The following is an 18,891-nucleotide window of genomic DNA, read 5'->3' as shown; positions in this document are numbered from 1 at the left end:
AGTTCGATTGATCCCTTTCCAAAAACGGTGCAAAGGTCCGAGTTTTTAAATAAATTTCATTATCCAATCCGAGCCAAATTTTGCCATTCACGAAACAAATCATAAATTTATCCCTGTAAATTCACTGACAAAATGGTCAAATCTCTTATAGTCGATAATGCCCGGCTGCTGCGCGACCATCCCGAGCTGCCCCATTTCGAAAATCAGATCGCCTGTTTCCACAGCCGCTACGACGACCGTAGCTACCCGGCCAACGAGAGCTATTTCAACCGCGAGCTCTATCTGATACTGATGCTGGCCGGACGTTCCGAGGTTCGCCTCAACGGCGAACACATCGAGCTTCAGACCGGCACGCTGCTGATCCACGGCGCCAACTACCTGACCGACCACCTCTTCGCCAGTCGCGATATCCGGTTCATCACCCTGACCCTCTCCGAGGGGATGCGTGCCGAAGACAGCGCCCTGGACCAGACCATCGCCCTGCTGCTGGCCACACTGCGCCGCAATCGCCAGTACACCATCCCGCTGACCGAACCCGAAACACAGAGCCTCCGGCTGCAACTCGAAGCACTGATGCAGCTGCTGGTCTCGGACCACCATTTCCTGCGGCCGCGGCTGCGGACCTCGTGCCAGGGGCTCTTTCTGGACATCGCCGACATCCTCTCGCGCAAAACGGTCATCTCGCGCCACCTCACCCACAAGGAGCACATTCTCCAGGAGTTCCACGCACTGGCCACCCGTCACTTCCGCGACCAGCACTTCATCCGTTTCTATGCCGACCGGCTGGCCATCAGCGAACAGTATCTCTCGCGCATCATCCGCGAGGGGACCGGTCGGAGCGTGGGGCAGATTCTGAACGACCTGCTGGTCATGGAGGCCGGCACACTACTGAGCACCACCCGTTTCAGCGTAAACGAGATCGCCCTTCAGCTCGGTTTCAGCGACGCCCCCGGTTTCTGCAAGTTTTTCCGCCGCAACACCGGCAAAACACCGCTCGGTTTCCGCAAGGAGAGCCGCACTTAATCCGGAGCGACACCCCGCTCTCCGTGAAACTTTCACTATCTTTACGCCACGATGAAAAAGAAGAAAGCCACCCTCTCGTTCGGCGACGCACTGAAACGTCACCGCGCCACCGCCTTCGGTGCCATGGTGAAACCGGTCGGCGCCACCTGCAACCTCGACTGCACCTACTGCTACTACCTCGACAAGGAGCTTCAGGCCCCCAAGGTCCGCCCGACGGACGTGATGAGCGACGAACTGCTCGAAGAGTTCATCCAGCAATACATCCAGGGCAACCAGGTCCCGGTCGTATCGTTCTGCTGGCACGGCGGCGAACCGCTGCTGGCCGGTCTGGACTTTTTCCGCCGTGCGATGGAGTTGCAAAAGAAATACAAGGGCGACAAACAGATCGAAAATTCGCTCCAGACCAACGGTACGCTGATTACGGCCGAGTGGGCACAGTTTTTCGCCGAGCACCACTTTCTGGTGGGCGTTTCGATCGACGGCCCGGCCAGTGTCCACGACGCCAACCGGCACAACCGCGGCGGTCGGCCGACTTTCGACAGCGTCATGCGGGGCATCGAGCTGCTGGCCATGAACGGAGCCGAATTCAACACCCTGTCGGCAGTCAGCGCCGCCTCCGAAGGCAAGGGACGCGAAATCTATCGCTTCATGAAGAGCATCGGCAGCCGCTTCATGCAGTTTCTGCCCGTAGTGGAACACGTGAAACGGGTCGAAGGGTGGCCGCGCGAAGTGATCGTCAGCCCGGATGATCCCGACTCGCACCGCGCCGAATGGTCGATCTCGGCAGCGGCCTACGGCCGTTTTCTGAACGACATTTTCGACGAATGGGTCACGGGCGACGTGGGCACCTTCTTCGTCCAGATGTTCGACGCGACGCTGGCCGGCTGGTGCGGCGTACGGCCGGGTCTGTGTGCCTTCTGCGAGACGTGCGGCGACGCGCTGGTGGTCGAACATAACGGCGACGTCTACTCGTGCGACCACTTCGTCTATCCGGAGTATCGGCTGGGCAATATCGCCACCGACCACCTGCGGAGCATGTTCGAGAGTCCGGAGCAGTTCCGCTTCGGGCTGAACAAGCGCAACACGCTGCCGACCGAATGCACGCGCTGCCGCTACGTACACCTCTGCCACGGCGAATGCCCGAAACACCGCTTCACGCCGTCGAAGAGCAATCATGACGAACGGATCAACACCCTTTGCGAGGGGCTGACAGCCTTCTACAAACATTCGGAGCCCTACATGCTGAAGATGCGCGAACTGTTGGAACAGGGTCAGCCGGCGGCACTGGTCATACCGTGGGCCCGCCAGCGCATGGGGCTGTTTTAACCCCTCGAAACACACGCACTCAACAAATATCCCCCTAAAAGACGACTTTTAGGGGGATATTTTATACCCAAACTTTACCTCTTCACGGAGCGAGCCCCATCGCTCCGATACCGTTCGAACTCTGTTCCCACTTCTCCATTTTTTCCACCTTCCGAAGCGGACATAACTTTCCATCTGTCGGGAGTGCCCGACATCAGCAACTTCACACTCATCCTTTTGCATTCCTCGCTTGGCACAAAAACGAGAAGCAGAAAACCATGTGGGTTTTCTGCTTCTCGTTTCCTAATATGGCATTCCGTCCCGGAGAAACTACCCTGCCTTCGTCTCCTGCCTCTCGCCTTCCGCACCTCGCCTTCTGCACATACGCAAACTTCACAGCCCGTCGCCAATCAAATCTCCATCCTTTGCAGTCTCTCGCCATGCTCACCCCCTGAGGGCGGCCCGGAACAGAACGGGAAGATCGGTTTACTGTTTTTCGACGCTGATCGTCAAGAGCATATCGTCGATATCGATGGCCGAACGCTGTTTGCCTTCAGCGACCGACACCCCACCATGAGCCAGTGTCTGAGCGGCGATATAGTCGGCGTACTTGCGCACGGCCTCGTCGGTTTCGGGATTCGATTCGACCGTAACACGGATTTTGTCGGTCACTTCGAAACCCTGCTCCTTACGCAGATTCTGGATACGGTTCACCAGTTCGCGGGCAATCCCTTCGGCACGGAGCTCGGGCGTCACCTCGATGTCGAGCGCAATGGTCAGCGTGCCTTCGGTAGCCACGAGCCAGCCCGGCATGTCTTCCGAGGTGATCTCGAAGTCGGTACGTTCCACGGGCAGTGCTTCGCCACCGGCAATTTCAAGCGAATAGGTGGCACCGTCGGCCAGCGCTTCGATCGCAGCGATCTGCTCCTGCGAGAAGGCAGCTACGGCGGCGGCGATGGCCTTCATCTGCTTGCCGTATTTGGGGCCGAGGGTCTTGAAGTTGGGTTTGATCCGTTTGGTGATGATACCGGTCGTTTCGTGGATATATTCGACCTCCTTGACATTCACTTCGCTGAGGATCAGATTTTCGACGGCTTCGAGACGAGCCTGAACCGCCGGATCGAGCACCGGGATAATCATCTTGCTCAGCGGTTGACGAACCTTGATGTTGACCTTGCGACGCAGGGCGAGCACCATCGACGAAGCACGCTGGGCCAGCTCCATGCGGCGTTCGAGTTCTTCGTCCACGCGCGTTGCATCGTAGGTCGGGAAGGCAGCCAGATGAACCGAACCGGCTTCGCCATGAGTCAGGTCACGATAGATACGGTCCGTGATGAACGGAGCGAAGGGAGCAGCCAGCAGCGTCACGGTCTTCAGACAGGTATAGAGGGTCTGGTAAGCCGCCAGCTTGTCGGGCGTGAGACCGCCGCCCCAGAAGCGCTTGCGGTTCAGACGCACGTACCAGTTCGAGAGGTTTTCGTTCACGAAGTCGCTGATGGCGCGTGCCGCCGGGGTCGGGTCGTAGTTTTCGAGCGAGTCGGTAACGTTCTTCACCAGCGTGTTGAGCAGCGAAATGATCCAGCGGTCGATTTCGGGACGTTCGGCCACGGGGATTTCGGCTTCGGAACCAGTGAAACCGTCCACGTTGGCGTAGAGGGCGAAGAAGCTGTAGGTATTGTAGAGGGTTCCGAAGAATTTGCGACGCACTTCATCAACCCCGTCCACGTCGAACTTGAGGTTGTCCCACGGCTGCGAGTTGGAGATCATGTACCACCGCACGGCATCGGGGCCGAACTTGTCCATCACTTCGAACGGATCGACGGCGTTGCCCAGACGTTTCGACATTTTGTTGCCGTTCTTGTCGAGCACCAGACCGTTGGAGATGATGTTCTTGAAGGCAACACTGTCGAAGAGCATCGTGGCCAGCGCGTGGAGGGTGAAGAACCAGCCGCGGGTCTGATCGACACCTTCGGCAATGAAGTCGGCGGGATAGATTTTGCCTTTGAAGTCCGCCTCGGCCACTTCGAACGGGTAGTGAACCTGCGCATAGGGCATGGCGCCGCTGTCGAACCATACGTCGATCAGGTCACTTTCGCGGCGCATCGGTTCGCCTTTCGAGGAGACCAGTACGATGTTATCGACATAGGGGCGATGCAGGTCGAAGGAGTTGTAGTTCTCTTTCGAGAAGTCGCCTTCGCGGAACGAGGCCAGCGGATTTTCGGTCATCAGCCCTGCGGCGATCGATTTTTCGATTTCGGCCTTGAGCTGTGCGACGGAACCGATACACTTGAGTTCGCTGTGGTCCTCGGTGGCCCAGATGGGCAACGGGGTACCCCAGTAGCGCGAACGCGAAAGGTTCCAGTCGACGAGGTTTTCGAGCCACTTGCCGAAGCGCCCTTCGCCGGTCGAAACGGGTTTCCAGTTGATCGTCTTGTTCAGTTCGATCAGTTTGTCTTTCACGGCCGTGGTGCGGATAAACCACGAGTCGAGCGGATAGTAGAGCACCGGTTTGTCGGTACGCCAGCAGTGGGGATAGTTGTGGGTATGTTTTTCGATCTTGAAGACCTGGTTGTTGGCTTTGAGCATCATGCAGATCTCCACGTCGAGGGTTTCGTCCTTGTCGGTCTTGTTCGGGTCGTAGGCATTCTTCACGAACTTGCCGGCGTACTCCGAATAGGAGGCGTCAACATAGCGGGCCACGAAATCGGCATCGAGATCTTCGGTCAGGAAGAATTTGCCGGTGCGGTCCACCATGGGCTGCCATTTGCCGGCCTTGTCGAGCAGCAGCATCGGCGCAATCCCGTTCTGTTTCGACACGCGGTCGTCATCGGCACCGAACGTGGCGGCGATGTGCACAATCCCGGTACCGTCTTCGACGGTCACGTAGTCGGCCACGATCACGCGGAAAGCGTCGCCCTTCAGCTCGCTCAGCGCGGGTTTGACCCACGGAATCAACTGTTCGTAACGGATTCCTTCGAGCTGCGGCCCGTTGAATTCGCGAACGACGGTATAGTCTTTGATTTTGGCACCGGCCATGGTCTTTTCGAGCAGGGCCTTGGCCAGGATGACGGTCTGCTCCGTACCGGTGTAGGGGTTGTTGCAGATCACCTGCACGTAGGTGATACCGGGGCCCACGGCCAGCGCCATGTTGCTGGGCAGGGTCCAGGGCGTGGTGGTCCAGGCCAGGAAGTAGAGGTCACCCTTGACGGCCCCGTCGCCCCCTTCGAAAAGGAATTCGCTGCGGGCGTCGCGGATCACCTTGAACTGTGCGGTACAGGTGGTATCCTTCACGTCGCGGTAGCAGCCGGGCTGGTTCAGCTCGTGGTTCGAGAGGCCGGTTCCGGCGGCCGGCGAATAGGGCTGGATGGTATAGCCCTTATAGAGCAGCCCCTTGTCGTAGAGCTGCGAGAGCATCCACCACAGGGTTTCAATATATTTGTTGTCGTAGGTGATATAGGGGTTCTCCGTATCGACCCAGTAACCCATCTGCCGGGTGAGTTTGTTCCACAGGTCGGTGTACTCCATTACGGCCTTGCGGCAGGTGCGGTTGTACTCTTCGATGGAGATTTTCTTGCCGATATCCTCTTTGGTGATGCCGAGTTTCTTTTCGACCCCGAGTTCCACGGGCAGCCCATGGGTATCCCAACCGGCCTTGCGGTGTACGAGGAATCCTTTCTGGGTCTTGTAGCGGCAGAATACGTCTTTGATCGTGCGGGCCATGACGTGGTGAATGCCGGGCACGCCGTTTGCCGAGGGCGGTCCTTCGTAAAATACGAACGTGGGATGTCCCTCACGTGTTTCGATACTCTTATGAAAAGTATCCTCCCCGTCCCACTGCTCCAGTACTTCGGCAGCGGTGGCAGGCAGATCAAGTCCTTTATACTCTGCGAATTTTTTGCTCATGGGTAGTTTTCATTTCTGCGAAATGCAAAGGTACGATTTATTTCAAAGAGGACAAAGTTTCGTTTTCCGGGCCCCTGTTTTACAAAAATTTACGGTTCATCCGTTTCGGGATTCCCGGCCCGTCGTGTTTTTCGGAGCAGGATATGGATCGTGACGCCCACGCCGACAGCCAGCAGCACCCCTCGCGCCCACCACGAATCGGCCAGCAGAAAGAGCGAGGCGAGAATCGTTCCCCAAAGGATCGCGAGCGTAGCGGCCTTGGCCCGCACCGAAAGCCCCTCCTTCGAAGCATAGCCGCGAAGATAGGGCCCCAGCAGCCGGTGACGCATCAGTGCGATCCGCCAGCGGGGCGAAGAGCGTGCAAAGAGAAAAACGGCCAGCAACAGGAACGGCGTGGTCGGAAGCAGGGGCAGAAAGACCCCCAGGAATCCCAACCCGACGCAGAGCCAGGCCAGCGCAAGGAGCAACCATTTCATAGGCGTGCGGGCGGGATCAGAGAGCGGCACCGCGCTTGACGTCCATCAGGATCGAGAAGGCGCGATGAATATCGTCGTCGTGAACCACCACCGTAAATTCGTTGGTGGTACTGATCAGTTCGACCATATTGATATTGTCCCAGGCCAGTTCCTTAAATATATAGTAGTACACCCCCGGGTAGATGCTGTTTTCGGCGGGCAGTTTAATGGTGATCGACGAGAGGGAGACCGATTTGGCGATCTGCCGTTCGCCACCGAAAATCTCCTCGGCCACGGGAACCAGCGTACTGCTCAGCACCATGGCCGTTTCGCCCACCCCCTGCGAGAAGGTACAGAAGGCATCCTTGGTGCGCTGCACCTGATCGAGCAGCTGGGCCTGGCAGCTAAAGAGCGACTTGGAGTTCTGGTAGGTGAGGTCGGCCAGATTCGACCGCACCACAATGTCGCCGATATTTTCGATCACCTTCTGAAACTTGACGTTCGAGAGCAACTCCAAACGCGGCACCAACCGGTTCAGCGCCATGATGATGGCTCCGTCGTTGACAGCGCGACCGGCCTGTTTCTCGACTTCGGGTTTGAGTTTGCGGGCCAGGGCCGACAGATTCACGAGCCCTTCAATCAGGGCACTCTCCAGAAAGGGCTTCTTTTTGATGATCTCTTCGACTACGGCCGGTATACTTGTCATAATTTTAACACTTTCAGCGAATATTGAACAATTTATTCCCCTCCACCGGCAATTCATACCAAATGTATAAATTTGCAGGCTGAAAATGGCTCCAGGAGCCGTTTACTGCAAAAATAACAATTTGTTTGTAATTTAACGTCAATCATGATAAAAACACTCAAATTCGGAGGCACTTCGGTCGGATCGGCAGCGAACATGCGCCGTGTAGCCGGTATTATCCTCTCGGAAGGGGCACGCCTGACCGTCCTTTCGGCCATGTCGGGCACCACCGACGCACTGGTCAAGATTTCGGCAGCCGCCAAAGCCGGTGACGACGCCACGGCCAAAGCCACCCTGGCCATGCTCCGTGACAAATACACGACCTGCATCGCCGAGCTGCTCACCAGCCACGCCGCAGCCGCCTCGGAACGCATGGAAGACGTACTCACCACCATCGCCAACGAACTGTTCACCTACCGCGGCGAGGTGTCGGACAAACTGATCCTGGCCCAGGGCGAACTGCTCACCAGCGCCATCTTCTGCCACCACATGCAGGAGCTCGGCCACAAAGCCGTGTTGCTGACCTCGCCCGAATTCATGCACACCGACCCCGAAGGCAAACCCGACACGGCTCGTCTGCGTCAGGAGCTGACCCGGCTGGTGACCCAGACCGATCCCGACATCTACTACATCGCCCAAGGGTTCATCTGCACCGACGCAGCCGGCAACCTCAGCAACCTCGGCCGCGGCGGCAGCGACTACAGCGCCGCACTGATGGGCGTAGCCATCGACTCGGACGAGGTGCAGATCTGGACCGACATCGACGGCATGCACAACAACGACCCCCGCGTGGTCGACAAGACCTTCCCCATCCGCCGGATGAGTTTCGACGAAGCGGCCGAGCTGGCCTATTTCGGCGCCAAGATCCTCCACCCGCTCACCATCCAGCCCTGTAAAGAGGCCGGCATCAACGTCCGCCTCAAGAACAGCATGGAGCCGCAGGCCGAAGGAACCCTCATCTCGGCCGGCGAAGACAACGCCATGGACTTCCACGCCGTGGCCGCCAAGGACGGCATCACCGTGGTGCGCATCACCTCGGCCCGAATGCTGATGGCCTACGGTTTCCTGCGCAAGGTGTTCGAAGTGTTCGAAAAGTACAAAACCCCGGTGGACATGATCACCACCTCGGAGGTCGAAGTATCGCTCACCATCGACAGCACCTGCCACCTGGAAGAGATCGCCCGCGAACTGGCCCCCTTCGGCAGCCTGGAGATCGACCACAACAACACGATCGTCTGCATCGTGGGTTGCATCGACGCCCAGCACACCGGTCTGGCCGCCCGCATCTTCGACGGACTGAAAGAGATTCCGATCAAGATGATCTCCTACGGCGCCAACCACCGCAGCATGGCCATTCTGGTCTCCACCGAGTACAAGAAACCCACGCTTCAGGCCCTGAACGACCACCTGTTCGGCCACGAATCCGCCAAATAGTTTTCCCTCGAACACAGCCCCCGCACGGACCGCACCTCGACGCGTTCCGTGCGGGGGCAATAACTGACAGACCCTACCCGACATGTCGAAATACACCCTGACACCCGGGCAAACCGTACCGCCCACCCCCTTCTACTACTACGATCTCGACCTGCTGCGCCAGACCCTCGAGACCGCACAGCGCGAAGCCGCACGCTACGGATACCACATCCACTACGCCATGAAGGCCAACGTCGAACCCCGCATCCTGCACGAGATCCAGCAGGCCGGACTCGGCGCCGACTGCGTGAGCGGCTACGAAGTGCGATGCGCCGTCGAAAACGGCTTCTCACCCGACAAGATCGTCTTCGCCGGGGTCGGCAAGAGTGACCACGAGATCGAATACGCCATCCAGGCAGGCATCTTCGCCTTCAACTGCGAATCGCTCCAGGAACTCGAAGTCATCAACGAGCTGGCCGCCGCACAGGGCAAAACCGTCAGCATCGCCCTGCGCATCAACCCCAACGTCCAACCCGACACCCACAAATACATCTCGACCGGTCAGTCCGAAAGCAAATTCGGCATCTCCTACACCGAGATCGACACCGCGCTGGCCAAACTCCATCAGCTCGACCACATCCGCATCGTCGGACTGCACTTCCACATCGGCTCACAGATCCGCAAGATGGAGTCCTTCGCCGAACTGGCCGGCCGCGTCAACGAAATCGCCGCTTGGTTCGCCTCAAAAGGGGTCGAACTCAAACACCTGAACATGGGCGGCGGACTCGGCATCGACTACCAGGATCCCGACGCCGAACCCATCCCCGACTTCGCCGGATACTTCCGCACCTTCCACGAACACCTGAATGTGGCCGAAGGACAAACCGTCCACTTCGAACTGGGCCGCTCGATCGTGGCCCAGTGCGGCGAACTGATCACCCGTGTGCTCTACACCAAGACCACTGCCGGCGGCGCCAACTTCGCCATCACCGACGCCGGAATGACCGAACTGATCCGTCCCGCACTCTACAGCGCACACCACAAGATCGAAAACCTCACGGCTGCGGTCGCAGCACCGGGCAGCCGCCCCATGGGAACCTACTCCATCGCCGGCCCCATCTGCGAATCGTCCGACATCTTCGCCCGTGACATCGACTTCCCCGCCTCGCAGCGCGGCGACGTGCTCACCCTCCGTTCGACCGGAGCCTACGGAAGCATCATGGCATCGAACTACAATATGCGTCCGATCGCCCCCAGCCACTTCAGCGACGAACAGTAACGCCAAGATACAACCTACTAATCCAAACCGCCAGGCAGTTCTCCCCCCTCCCGGGAGACTGCCTTTTTTATTCCGCGAACCGCCACGTATCCACATTTTTTCACGACTCGGCCTTACATAAAATCCAACATACCAACAAACAACAGATCCGAATCATACGGGCACCCGAAGAGAAAACACCGGCCACATCAGTTGTACCCAGCCACACAAAGCAAAAAAATTACCCCATGACCGGGCACCTGATCCACCACCAAAACAGCCTCGCCATAACATTCCAACCATCCCCGCACAGACAAAATATCACCCCATCGATAGCGACATCAACATACAAAAACCCTATCTTTGGAGCAGACTAACCACCAAAACCCACCCTATATGAAGAGACGTCTACTCCTCCCCGGGGCACTCTGCGCAGCCGCCGGCGCTACCTTCGTCCAATGCGAAAGCCCGGAAACGCCCAAACGCCCCAACATCGTCTACATCATGTCTGACGACCACGCCGTACAGGCCATCAGCGCCTATGGTCACCCGCTCTCCCAAGTCGCTCCGACCCCCAACATCGACCGCCTCGCCGCCGAAGGGGTGCGTTTCGACCGCGCCTACTGCGGCAACTCGGTGTCGGGCCCCAGCCGCGCCACGATCCTCACCGGCAAACACAGCTTCACCAACAGGTTCCGGACCAACGCCGACGTTTTCGACAGCACCCAGCTCACCCTCCCTAAAGTGCTGCAACAGAACGGATACGCCACCGCCGTCATCGGCAAATGGCACCTGAAGAGCTACCCCAGCGGCTTCGACTACTGGAAAGTGCTCGACGACCAGGGGATGTACTACAACCCCGACTTCGTGGTGATGAGCGGCGACACCGTGCGCCAGCGCGGCTACGTGACCGACATCGTGGCCGACGAAAGCATCGAGTGGATCGAGCAGCACAAGGACCAGCCCTTCTTCATCATGGTCCACAACAAGGCGCCCCACCGCAACTTCCAGCCCGCTCCGCGCCACCTGACCCTCCACGAACACACCTTCTTTCCCTATCCCGACAACCTGCTGGACAACCACGAAGGACGCATCGCGGCCCAGCGTCAGGAGATGAGCATCGCACAGGATATGATGCCGGCCTACGACCTGAAGCTCTACACGCGCAAGGAAGGGTGGGATCCAAAAACGGACTGGGGTCCCGACTACCGTTTCATGGACTCCGCCGAATGCGAAGCCTACAAGGCCTCGTACGATGCCTCCAACCAGGCCTACTATGACAATCCGCCCACGGGCGACAGCCTCACCCGGTGGAAATTCCAGCGTTACATGCGTGACTACTTCTCGACCATCGCCGCCGTGGACGAAAACGTGGGCAAGATACTCAACTATCTCGAACAGGCCGGGCTGGCCGAAAACACCATCGTGGTCTACGCCTCGGACCAGAGCTTCTACCTCGGCGAACACGGCTGGTTCGACAAACGCTTCATGTACGAACAGTCGATGCGGATGCCGCTGCTGATCCGCTACCCGCGTGAGATTCCGGCCGGCACGGAGGCACGGACATCGCTGGTGCAAAACATCGACTTCGCGCCGACGCTGCTCGACTGGTGCGGCATCGAAAAACCGGCCGAAATGCAGGGTGAATCATTCCGTGCCATCGCCACGGGCGGTGACAGTGCCGTCGAACCGGGCACGAACTGGCGCAACACGCTCTACTACCGTTATTTCGAAAACCCCGGTATTCACAACGTCATGCAACATGCCGGCGTATTCGACGGGCGATGGAAACTGATCTACTTCTACAGCAACGAAACGCCGGTTCCGACCGAACACTTCTTCGAACTGTACGATCTGGAGAGCGACCCAAACGAAATGCACAACCTGTACGGCACTCCGGAAACTGCAGCAGAGACCGCACGACTGATGAAAGAGTTGAATCGGCTGGCAGCCTATTACAACGAAACGCTGCCTCCCTGCGCCGAACTGGAAGCAGCCCGATAAGCGCCGAGACACGTACAGCCTGCCAACACTCGACGTATCCGCATAATGCAGAAAAGCACCCCGGACAATATCGTTTGTCCGGGGTGCTTCATTTCTCACCCACCACACACAGCTATTACCAGCCACCCCGCCGCTGCACGTTCTTCAAACGCCTCACATCCCGCACGTCAAGCCGTTCTGTGAATTTCTACCGCACCGAGCGAGAAGGGTCGACACACCCACGGGATATTGCAGGTGGAATCCTTTTTCTTCGGGAAGAATACCTCTGAAAACAGAACACTCGCCCCACACTCAACCACTATCTACCTGCTGCGACCGGATACAGCTCCTGCGCCCTGCCCCCACCCTGCACTCCATCACCGCAGACCGCCGCTCACCCAGTCACAAATACAAAAAAAGAGCGCCTTCCGATCACAGGATCGGAAGGCGCTCTGATTCTTTATGTTACCTTTCGGCAGCCTGCCGGAACGGGCCGGGGACTACATCATGCCGCCCATGCCACCCATGCCACCAGGCATAGCCGGAGCCGGATTTTCTTCCTTGATTTCGGCCAGCACGCATTCAGTGGTCAGGAACATCGAGGCAACCGAAGCTGCATTTTCGAGAGCTACACGAGCCACTTTGGTCGGGTCGATAATACCGGCAGTGAACATATCTTCGTATTCGTCGGTACGAGCATTGTAACCAAACGAACCTTTACCTTCACGTACTTTGTTTACGACTACCGAGCCTTCGCCGCCGGCGTTGGCAACGATCTGACGCAGCGGTTCTTCTATAGCGCGTTTCACGATGTGGATACCGGTAGTTTCGTCTTCGTTATCGCCTTTGAGTTTTTCGAGGGCTTTGGTCGCACGAATATAGGCTACGCCACCACCCGGGATGATCCCTTCGGCCACTGCGGCACGGGTTGCAGCCAGCGCGTCGTCCACGCGGTCTTTCTTCTCTTTCATTTCCACTTCGGTAGCGGCACCCACGTAGAGGACAGCCACACCGCCGGCCAGTTTGGCCAGACGTTCCTGAAGTTTTTCCTTGTCGTAGTCCGAGGTCGAGGATTCGATCTGTTTGCGGATCTGAGCGACACGGTCCTTGATGGCGTCTTTCTTGCCGGCACCGTTAACGATGGTGGTATTTTCCTTGGTCAGGGTAACCTTTTCGGCCGAACCCAGCATGTCGATGGTTGCGGCGTCGAGTTTCAGACCGGTTTCTTCGCTGATCACGATACCGCCGGTCAGGATGGCGATATCCTGGAGCATCTCTTTACGACGGTCGCCGAAGCCCGGAGCTTTAACGGCAGCGATTTTCAGCGTACCACGCAGTTTGTTGAGCACCAGCGAAGAGAGGGCTTCGCCATCGACATCTTCGGCGATGACCAGCAGGGCGCGACCGCTCTGAGCTACCGGTTCGAGCACGGGCAGCAGTTCTTTCATGGTCGAAACCTTCTTGTCGGTAATCAGGATATAGGGTTTTTCGAGCTCGGTCTCCATCTTTTCGGCATCGGTGATGAAGTAGGGCGAGATATACCCGCGGTCGAACTGCATCCCTTCGACAACGTCGACGTGCGTATCGGTACCTTTGGCCTCTTCGACGGTGATGACACCCTCTTTTTTCACTTTGCTCATCGCTTCGGCAATCAGTTTACCGATGGTCGAGTCGTTGTTTGCCGAGATGGTGCCGACCTGTTCTATTTTGCTGATGTCGTCGCCCACTTTCTGGCTCTGTTTGTGGAGATCGGCTACAACGGCTGCAACGGCCTTGTCGATCCCGCGTTTGAGGTCCATGGGGTTGGCACCGGCGGTAACGTTTTTGATACCGGTCGAGATGATGGCCTGAGCCAGTACGGTTGCGGTGGTGGTACCGTCACCGGCATCGTCGTTGGTTTTCGAAGCAACCTCTTTGACGAGCTGTGCGCCCATGTTGGCCACGCTGTCTTCGAGTTCTACTTCTTTGGCAACGCTCACGCCGTCCTTGGTCACGTGCGGCGCACCGAATTTTTTATCGATCAGCACGTTGCGGCCTTTCGGGCCGAGGGTTACCTTCACTGCATTGGCCAGCGCGTCCACTCCGGCTTTGAGTTGTTCGCGGGCTTCGGTATCGAATATGATCTGTTTTGCCATGATGATGTGTCTCTTGTTTAGCTTGAATTCTATGAAATGGGGATAGGGTGAGATTAGATGATAGCCAGAATGTCGTTCTGCTTCATGATCAGGTAATCTTTACCGTCGACGGTTACTTCGGTACCGGCGTATTTTCCGTAGAGGACTTCATCGCCGACTTTGACTTCCATCTTCACGTCGTCGGTGCCGGGACCTACGGCCACTACGGTACCTGCCAGCGGTTTTTCTTTGGCAGTGTCAGGAATGAAAAGCCCCGATGCGGTTTTCTCTTCGGCCGGTTTCGGTTCGATCAGCACACGGTCTGCTAACGGTTTGATTTTCATAGCTCGTAATATTTTTATGTTTTTGTTTGTTCGAGTGAATCAAAGTTCGGAGCGGATTATTGCATATACTGTGCCAAACCGGGGAGAGGCCCTTCGGGGTGCCAAAATGACAGTCGCCGGGCTGTCTTTCGGACAGAATGAATGACAAAAGAGGCGCCGCCCCGCCTCACCCCGATGTTCCCGCTCCCAGCTTTTCCCCCCGGGCCATCCCCTTCCGACGCCCCTCGATATAATCCCTCGATATATATATTGAGATCCGCCCGTTTGTCGGCCACCCTCTGCCGTTCCCTGCCACTCCGGTTCCCTCTCGACTGCACAGGGTCTGTACCGTACCTGCACCGGATCCGCCCTAAAAAAAATCTCCCGAACCACGACGGGTCCGGGAGAATCGATAAAAACACTTTTGCGACGCGGCACCTCAGTGCGGCGACTGAAGGAGCCTATTCCACGATTACTTCGTCGCAGAAAAGCCAGGCGTCATCGTTGCTGTGCCAGGCCGGCATCTTACCATGGCCACGGGCAATGACCTTAATGTATCGCGCCGTCTGACCGATGTTATCCTTCACGACGGGCACCTTGTGGGCCGGTTCATTTTTGGCCTCACCGAGTTCGACCACGCCGAGCGATTCGAATGCCGTGCCGTCGTTCGAAACGAGGTATTCGACCGAGAGCGGCGGCATGATCCAGTCACCCTTCGAGTGGAGGTACTGCGACGTGATGCGTTTCACTTCGGTGGGTTTGCCCAGATCGATCACCGCTTCGAGGTCATTGCCGATATATCCCTGCCAGGCGGGGTCGGTAAAACGAACTACCCCTACCCGACCGTCGGTCAGAGCACCGTCGCCACCACCGGTGTATTTGGTATAGGGTTTCAGACAGGTCACCTTGGCACCCAGCGCCTTGTGGGCCGCAACCTGCTGCTCGGTCACGCCGTAGCTGCGTCCGTCGGGCCCGAAAACGCGAGCCTTCACCACCCGCACGTCGCTGATCTTCACCGGATCAGTATATGTGGTCGAGGTTTCGACCGGGTCACTGCCGTCGAGCGTGTAGCGGATCGTTCCGTCGGGAATGTGGTTGTTCATCGTCACGCGGAAACTGCGTGCATCGTCCGGATCGGGCGTCACCGCAAAGTCCATGTCAGGGACCACCTCCACCAGGTCGAACCAGGCGGTTCCGGGCGAGAGCAGCTGCAGCGACGAGGTCAGACTCCGGGCATCGGTCACGCCCTGTTCGTAAGTCGTGTTGATCTCGTATTTGGTCCAGCGGTCGGTCAATTCGAAATCCTGCGCCGCAATGCCGCCCAGGTTCATGCGGAAGGTCATCTTCTCGCCCTTTTTGAGGTTGCGCAGCGAGGCTTCCGAGGCTTTGGCCCAGATGGTCATGATGTAGCTCTTGCCGACCACCATCGGCAGCGGGAAGAAGCTGACCGACGAGCCTTTCCCGGCCGCCGGGTTGGTCATGCGCAGCGAGTGGCCGCCGTGATAGGCCACGCGCGAGTCGATGGCATAGCTGGCCCCACGATCTTTCCCGACGCCGCCGTAAACAGAGGCCGGAACGTTGCCCGAAACGCTGTACTGCCACTCGAAACTGGGATCGAGCAACAGGTTGCTTTTGTTGACAATCCGGTTGTTACCGAGATAGGCCTGCTCTTCGTCCGCATTGGCAAACATCTTCAGAATCTGTACACCGAACGGAGGCAATGTCCCGTCGATGGTTCCGTTGACCACCTCGCGGGTGCTGTTGTCGGACAGATCGTATGCCTTTCCGTTCACGGGCCGGGGCAGCACGACTTTGAACACGGCCGGTTCCTGTTTGGGGTTCAGCAGCACCGTCACGGTCTGCGAACCGAGCGTATAGGTGCGTGCCACCAGACCGGTCTGCAACACGACGCGGGGCTGCGATTCGGTTCCCCGTTCGAAGAAGGGAGTCAGTTCCTGAATTTCGCGACAGGTTTTGGCGTAGGTCTCCCACATGAACTGGTTCTTTGGGAAACCGTTCAGACCGTGGCGGATAAATGCCTGAAAACCACGCGCCCCCTCGAGCGCCGCCCCCCAGGTCATCATCCGGATCTCGGCCGAGGTGGGTTCGCGCTGCCAGTGCTCGGCACCGCCGAAGGTTTGGGGCACGTACCAGATCGATTTTTCGTACTGCAATTCATTCTGCAGGCCGCGGATCGTCCCGATCACGTCCGATGCGGGCGAGTTGGGCACGGGATAGGTGTCGGCCATGATGATGTCGCACGAGTTGGCATAGTGACGCCCCGGGCCGGCCGACATGATGACCAGCGTGATGGGGTGATAGGGGTCTTCAGCCCGGATGATGTCGTAGATCTCTTCCAGCGTCTCGGCCGAAATGCCCTGTCCTTCGGGCTCATCGGCCACGTACCACGACAGGATGGCAGGATGGTCCTTCAGCGCACGGATCTCGTCGCGCAGCAGCTCCATCTTCTTGGACTTGTCACTGGCAGCCGCCTTGGCACCGCCACCGCCACCGGCAATGCTCAACAGATTGTAATTGACCTTCATGCCCAGTTGAGCGGCCCGGTCGAGATAGGCGATGCGCTCCTTGCGGGGCTGTCCACCGATATTCTGGTAGGGCGAAAGCAGATTCATGCCGCGCGCCACCTCCTCTTCCTGGATGGTAGGCTGCACGGGCGAATAGCAGTAGAACCCGCTCGGCACGATCGGCAGCCCTTCGGTATGGAGTACACCGGTCAGGTAGTCGATCTGCACGCCGTTGTCCTTATAGGGAAGTCGGGTGAGGCGAACGCGATAGGTACTGTCGTTGACGCGGATGCGGAGCATGTTGTCGCCCTCGCGCAGCGCCGTCAGCGGCAGGGTGTAGAGCATCGGGCTGCGACGGGTGAGGGTCAGCGGCGTGTCGGAGTCCTCGAGCACCGCCCGACCGGGCTGGGCGTCGCCGGTGATGATGACCGTTGCGACGCTGTCGCGTTCGGTAAAGTAGTTCATCCGGGGCTGCACCTTGATCTTCGGCGCGGCTCCGACGCCCCCGGCTGTGGTCAATGCCAGCAGGGCGCAGATCAGCGTTCGTTTTTTCATACGTAAGAATATGGGGTTAATGGATTTCGTATGGATACGGCCGACGGAGGCTGACTCTCCCCAGCCACCCTTCACCCACACTCGGCTGCGACGCAGACAGTCTGTCCGCAACATGGCCGCCTTCCCTCCGGCCGGGCGTTACTCCTGCTCCTCGCGTGCGGTCCAGTCCGGCGCCTGAATGCGGATTTCACCTCCATCGGGGGTCACGAGGGCTGCCCCCTGCGACGCAGGCACGATGTGTCCGATCACATCGACTCCGGGCATGGCCAGCAACTCCTGATGTTTGTCGAGCGGAGCGGTGAAGAGCAGTTCATAATCGTCGCCACCGTTCAGGGCAGCCACCACCGGGTCGATGTGCATTTCGTCGGCCATCCGAAAGGTCTCCGAAGCGATCGGAATACGGTTCAAGTAGATTCGCACGCCGACGTCGGATCGGCGGCAGATATGCAGGGCAGCCGAAGCAAGACCGCGCGTCACATCGATCATGGCCGTCGGCCGAATTCCGGCCTCGCGTAACTGGCTCTGCACATCCACCCGCGCTTCGGGTTTGAGCTGGCGCTGCAGGATGTAGGCATTCTCCTCGCTGATGGCGGGTTTGCTGACGTCGTTCCCCTTGAGCACGCGTTTTTCGCGTTCGAGCAGTTGCAGCCCCATGTAGGCAGCCCCCAGATTACCGGTAACGCAGAGCAAATCCCGGTTCCGGGCGCCGCTGCGCAGGGTCAGCTCCTGTTCCGTTGTCTGCCCGATGACGGTGGCCATCAGGTTCAGCCCCGTCATCGAGGCCGACGTATTGCCGCCCACCAGATCGAGCTGGTACTCGTCGGTGGCCCGCTTGATACCGTCGTAGAGCGCCGTAGCATCCTCAACCGAGAAACGGGCTGAAAGCCCGATGCTGACGGTCAGATACTCGGCTCGGGCATTCATGGCGCAAATATTGGAGACTGCCGCCACAACCAACTTGTAACCGAGATGTTCGAGCGGAGTATAGGTCAGGTCGAAGTCGATCCCTTCGAGCATCGTGGCCTGGCTGACGACCTCGAGCCACTCGCCGCGGTCGATCACGGCGGCATCGTCGCCAATCCCCTGTCGGATATGGGTATTTCGGTTGGTAGTGAAGGGCTGGGTCAGGCGCTCGACAAAGGCCACCTTACCCAAAGCGGATATTTCGGTACGGCTCATTTGCTTGGGGTTTGTCATGGTTTTTTGCAAATTTAAGATTTAAAAAATAACTTTACCACTCCTTTTGTGCGAGGCTCATGCCCCCACCGCAGAAGGCACTTCCCGAGTCA

At 58.3% G+C, this 18,891-nt stretch carries 12 protein-coding genes; 5 read left to right on the top strand and 7 right to left on the bottom strand.

Going from position 1 to position 18,891, the window contains the following annotated elements; genetic code table 11:
- The first annotated feature begins 132 nt into the window (after positions 1 to 132).
- Positions 133 to 1,023: a helix-turn-helix transcriptional regulator gene (locus tag BQ5379_RS09570; protein ID WP_071135221.1), complete on the top strand. Its 891-nt coding sequence runs from the start codon at positions 133 to 135 to the stop codon at positions 1,021 to 1,023.
- A gap of 51 nt (positions 1,024 to 1,074) precedes the next feature.
- A complete protein-coding gene (locus tag BQ5379_RS09565; protein WP_071135220.1) occupies positions 1,075 to 2,349 on the top strand; it encodes an anaerobic sulfatase maturase in 1,275 nt (424 codons plus the stop codon).
- A 465-nt stretch (positions 2,350 to 2,814) separates the two neighbouring features.
- On the opposite strand, the gene ileS is transcribed toward BQ5379_RS09565, so the two are convergent.
- The 3 genes from ileS to BQ5379_RS09550 form a co-directional block, all read right to left on the bottom strand.
- Positions 2,815 to 6,231 carry an isoleucine--tRNA ligase gene (ileS, locus tag BQ5379_RS09560; RefSeq protein ID WP_071135219.1) on the bottom strand — a complete coding sequence of 1,139 codons (3,417 nt, stop codon included), beginning with the start codon at positions 6,229 to 6,231 and terminating at the stop codon, positions 2,815 to 2,817.
- Positions 6,232 to 6,320: 89 nt separating this feature from the next.
- A complete protein-coding gene (locus BQ5379_RS09555; protein WP_071135218.1) occupies positions 6,321 to 6,707 on the bottom strand; it encodes a YbaN family protein in 387 nt (128 codons plus the stop codon).
- Between the two features lie 16 nt (positions 6,708 to 6,723).
- Positions 6,724 to 7,392: an aspartate kinase gene (locus BQ5379_RS09550; RefSeq protein ID WP_071135217.1), complete on the bottom strand. Its 669-nt coding sequence runs from the start codon at positions 7,390 to 7,392 to the stop codon at positions 6,724 to 6,726.
- A gap of 144 nt (positions 7,393 to 7,536) precedes the next feature.
- Here BQ5379_RS09550 and BQ5379_RS09545 point away from each other — a divergent pair, with 144 nt between their 5' ends.
- The 3 genes from BQ5379_RS09545 (at position 7,537) to BQ5379_RS09535 (ending at position 12,106) form a co-directional block, all read left to right on the top strand.
- Positions 7,537 to 8,865, top strand: coding sequence for an aspartate kinase (locus BQ5379_RS09545; protein WP_205408200.1), 1,329 nt, complete (start codon positions 7,537 to 7,539; stop codon positions 8,863 to 8,865).
- Between the two features lie 82 nt (positions 8,866 to 8,947).
- The gene (lysA, locus tag BQ5379_RS09540) at positions 8,948 to 10,123 is read left to right on the top strand and encodes a diaminopimelate decarboxylase (RefSeq protein ID WP_071135216.1); all 1,176 of its coding nucleotides are present in this window, start codon (positions 8,948 to 8,950) and stop codon (positions 10,121 to 10,123) included.
- Positions 10,124 to 10,498: 375 nt separating this feature from the next.
- Positions 10,499 to 12,106, top strand: a complete 1,608-nt coding sequence (locus BQ5379_RS09535; protein ID WP_071135215.1) for a sulfatase family protein — start codon at positions 10,499 to 10,501, stop codon at positions 12,104 to 12,106.
- Between the two features lie 479 nt (positions 12,107 to 12,585).
- Here the strand turns inward: BQ5379_RS09535 and groL are convergent, their stop codons facing one another.
- The 4 genes from groL to thiL form a co-directional block, all read right to left on the bottom strand.
- The gene (groL, locus tag BQ5379_RS09530) at positions 12,586 to 14,220 is read right to left on the bottom strand and encodes a chaperonin GroEL (protein ID WP_071135214.1); all 1,635 of its coding nucleotides are present in this window, start codon (positions 14,218 to 14,220) and stop codon (positions 12,586 to 12,588) included.
- A gap of 53 nt (positions 14,221 to 14,273) precedes the next feature.
- A complete protein-coding gene (locus BQ5379_RS09525) occupies positions 14,274 to 14,543 on the bottom strand; it encodes a co-chaperone GroES (RefSeq protein WP_071135213.1) in 270 nt (89 codons plus the stop codon).
- A gap of 440 nt (positions 14,544 to 14,983) precedes the next feature.
- The gene (locus tag BQ5379_RS09520; protein WP_071135212.1) at positions 14,984 to 17,602 is read right to left on the bottom strand and encodes an FN3 associated domain-containing protein; all 2,619 of its coding nucleotides are present in this window, start codon (positions 17,600 to 17,602) and stop codon (positions 14,984 to 14,986) included.
- Between the two features lie 138 nt (positions 17,603 to 17,740).
- Entirely contained in the window at positions 17,741 to 18,799 is a 1,059-nt protein-coding gene (gene thiL / locus BQ5379_RS09515; RefSeq protein ID WP_235846056.1) for a thiamine-phosphate kinase, read from the bottom strand.
- Positions 18,800 to 18,891: the final 92 nt, after the last annotated feature.

Source organism: Millionella massiliensis (assembly GCF_900104655.1).
Taxonomy (GTDB): Bacteria; Bacteroidota; Bacteroidia; order Bacteroidales; family Rikenellaceae; genus Rikenella; species Rikenella massiliensis.
The sequence above is the reverse complement of the archived record's forward strand: the minus strand, read 5'-3'. Positions and strand labels throughout refer to the sequence as shown.

Bases quoted from the DNA above. Each gene is read 5' to 3' on its own strand.
- BQ5379_RS09570 (WP_071135221.1), top strand. From the start codon at position 133: ATGGTCAAATCTCTTATAGTCGATAATGCCCGGCTGCTGCGCGACCAT.
- BQ5379_RS09565 (WP_071135220.1), top strand. From the start codon at position 1,075: ATGAAAAAGAAGAAAGCCACCCTCTCGTTCGGCGACGCACTGAAACGT.
- ileS (WP_071135219.1), bottom strand. From the start codon at position 6,231: ATGAGCAAAAAATTCGCAGAGTATAAAGGACTTGATCTGCCTGCCACC.
- BQ5379_RS09555 (WP_071135218.1), bottom strand. From the start codon at position 6,707: ATGAAATGGTTGCTCCTTGCGCTGGCCTGGCTCTGCGTCGGGTTGGGA.
- BQ5379_RS09550 (WP_071135217.1), bottom strand. From the start codon at position 7,392: ATGACAAGTATACCGGCCGTAGTCGAAGAGATCATCAAAAAGAAGCCC.
- BQ5379_RS09545 (WP_205408200.1), top strand. From the start codon at position 7,537: ATGATAAAAACACTCAAATTCGGAGGCACTTCGGTCGGATCGGCAGCG.
- lysA (WP_071135216.1), top strand. From the start codon at position 8,948: ATGTCGAAATACACCCTGACACCCGGGCAAACCGTACCGCCCACCCCC.
- BQ5379_RS09535 (WP_071135215.1), top strand. From the start codon at position 10,499: ATGAAGAGACGTCTACTCCTCCCCGGGGCACTCTGCGCAGCCGCCGGC.
- groL (WP_071135214.1), bottom strand. From the start codon at position 14,220: ATGGCAAAACAGATCATATTCGATACCGAAGCCCGCGAACAACTCAAA.
- BQ5379_RS09525 (WP_071135213.1), bottom strand. From the start codon at position 14,543: ATGAAAATCAAACCGTTAGCAGACCGTGTGCTGATCGAACCGAAACCG.
- BQ5379_RS09520 (WP_071135212.1), bottom strand. From the start codon at position 17,602: ATGAAAAAACGAACGCTGATCTGCGCCCTGCTGGCATTGACCACAGCC.
- thiL (WP_235846056.1), bottom strand. From the start codon at position 18,799: ATGACAAACCCCAAGCAAATGAGCCGTACCGAAATATCCGCTTTGGGT.